This window comes from Psychroflexus sp. MES1-P1E (assembly GCF_002836055.1).
Lineage (GTDB): Bacteria > Bacteroidota > Bacteroidia > Flavobacteriales > Flavobacteriaceae > Psychroflexus.
Genome location: NZ_PJBS01000239.1, coordinates 1 through 2,485, shown reverse-complemented (window position 1 = coordinate 2,485; position 2,485 = coordinate 1). Strand labels below are relative to the sequence as shown.

Sequence of the window (2,485 nt, the reverse complement as noted above, 5' to 3'; positions counted from 1 at the left end):
TGAGAAGGGAAAATAACATTTCTACAGAAATATTTTTCTATTCTGCTAAACAAGATTTAGGAGTTGACACTAAGTTAATTAATAACAATAGAGTTACTTTCTATACTCTAACTGGTAACAGTTATAGAGATTTACGTAGTGAAATTAAAAACTTAATTGACTTAACATTACGCAAATTCAACCACATTGTGGCAATGAGAGGTATGATTATGCACGAAACAAGTAATCTGGATGAAAAATCTCTTGAGATTGTAAATGAATATTTCGAGAAAAAAAGTGATGAAGATATTAGTAATGCCTTATTTGATGAAATAATATCATTCCATAAAGAGAAATTAGGTAAAGCAGAAAAGTATAAGAAGAATTCAAGGTTAGAAAAAATTATTGGAGATCCGGTAGCATTTTCTGCAACTCAAAGAGCTAATACTTTGTCCAATATTATTGACAAAGAAGGTCTTGTAAATTTTATTGCAGATTACAAGAAAGAAATCCTGTTGGTTAGAAATCAATTTGCTCACGCAATATTAGACGAAGAGAAACAGGTTTTTCGTACCAAAGGTGGTGAAGAATTCAATGAAAATCTTTGTAAAAAAATAAGAAAAGATATTAATATACATATTGATAACATTAATAATTTAAGCTCACAACTGAAAGCCAACGCATAAAGCCATACACATTTGCAATTCGCACAAGCCAACGCAACGCCAAAAATTGCAAAAGAGTATGTCTTTGCCAACGCTAGCAAGTTTGAGGAAAGAAAGCCAGCCAGGTAACAATGTATATAAAAAATAGGCGAAATTGCAATAAAATCAAGGCTTTGGGCTAGTATCAAAGTTTGTGCTTAGCCGAAAGTTTAGTGCTTCTTTACCGCCTACTTTTCATATACTAAACGGTGTAAAATATTAAATCCAACAAATGAAAAAGTCATTTTTATTATTATCAATATTTAATACACTATTTTGTTTCTCTCAAAGCTTAACATACCTGAAAACCACTTTGGAATTGATGAAAATCATTCATTAATAGTTTCTCATATTGAGAATTATAATGACACTTCTGATTTCGATGAAATAATTATTACCTTGAATCAAAAGGATTATTCTTTCAATTCAATACCCGTTGGCTTAGAATATTCAAATTCCTATTTAATTACCGATACAGACACTTCAAATCAATACACATTATATTTTACTCAGTTACCTATTATTTCAGTAGAACCTACTACTACTATTGTCGACGAACCAAAAGTTCTAGCCAATTTTATATATTCTGATGATGAACAAGTATTGATTTCAAATATTGGAATAGAAATACGAGGCGGTAGTTCTCAAGCCTTTCCTAAAAAGACCTATGATTTAGAATTTTGGGAAGATGATTTTGGAGACGAAAATATTAATGTACACTTTGGAGACTTAAGATCCGATGACGATTGGATTTTAGATGCTTTATATAACGAACCATTAAGATTGAGAAGTTATATAGCAAACAAATTATGGCTTGAAATACATACACCTTACTACCTAGATGAAGAACCTGAAGCTAAATCAGGAGCAAATGTTAAGTATGTAGAAATGTTTTTAAATGGCCAATATAATGGTCTTTACAATCTTTCAGAACAAGTTGACAAAAAACAATTAAAGCTTAAAAGCTTTAATGATAATATTAGAGGTGAACTTTACAAAGGAATTACTTGGGGAGCATCTACTTTTACTGAATTGCCCAATTATGATAATGAAAGTAGAGAATGGAGTGGCTACGAATTTAAATATCCTAAGGAAGATGAAATAACAGATTGGGCTAATGTATATCAATTTACTGATTTTGTAATGAATGCCTCAGATATAGATTTTACTAATGGTATATGGAGCAAATTTGATGTTAGTAATTACTCCGACTATTTTATATTTCTAAATCTACTTAGAGCAACGGATAATACAGGTAAAAATATTTATCTAGCAAAATATACTACTGATGAACACTATTTTCATGCACCCTGGGATTTAGATGGCTGTTTTGGAACAATATGGAATGGAACAAATGAAAATATCACTAATGACATTTTAAGTAATGGGTTTATTAGTAGAGTAATAGACATAAATCCTAATAACATATCGTCTAGTATTGCTAATAAGTGGTTTAGCTTTAGAAACACTATTCTTAGTAATGCTGCTTTATCAGATTCTATTCTAGATGAGTATAATTTTCTACAAAACAACAAAGTTTATGAAAGAGAAGCTTTAGTGTATCCAAACTACCCCTTTAATCAAGAAGACTTGTCATATATTTTAACTTGGTTAGAAAACAGATTAGCTTATCTAGATACTTACTTTGAAAATGATTTATCAATCGGTGATAACATTTCAGCAATAAAAACCAATCTTATCTATCCCAATCCAGCGAAAGATAGAATTTATATAACTAACTCAAGTTCGTTAATCGGAAAAGAGTTTAGGGTTTATAATAACTTAGGTCAATTAACGAGTAG

General features: G+C 30.1%; 2 protein-coding genes. Both read left to right on the top strand.

Features of this window, described 5'->3' with window-relative positions:
* Window positions 1–665, top strand: a 665-nt coding sequence (locus CXF67_RS18220; protein ID WP_180957945.1) for a hypothetical protein, incomplete at its 5' end; no start/stop codon positions are given.
* A 294-nt stretch (window positions 666–959) separates the two neighbouring features.
* Window positions 960–2,485 (top strand): CotH kinase family protein (locus CXF67_RS09275; RefSeq protein WP_102088501.1); only part of this gene is annotated, 1,526 nt, incomplete at its 3' end.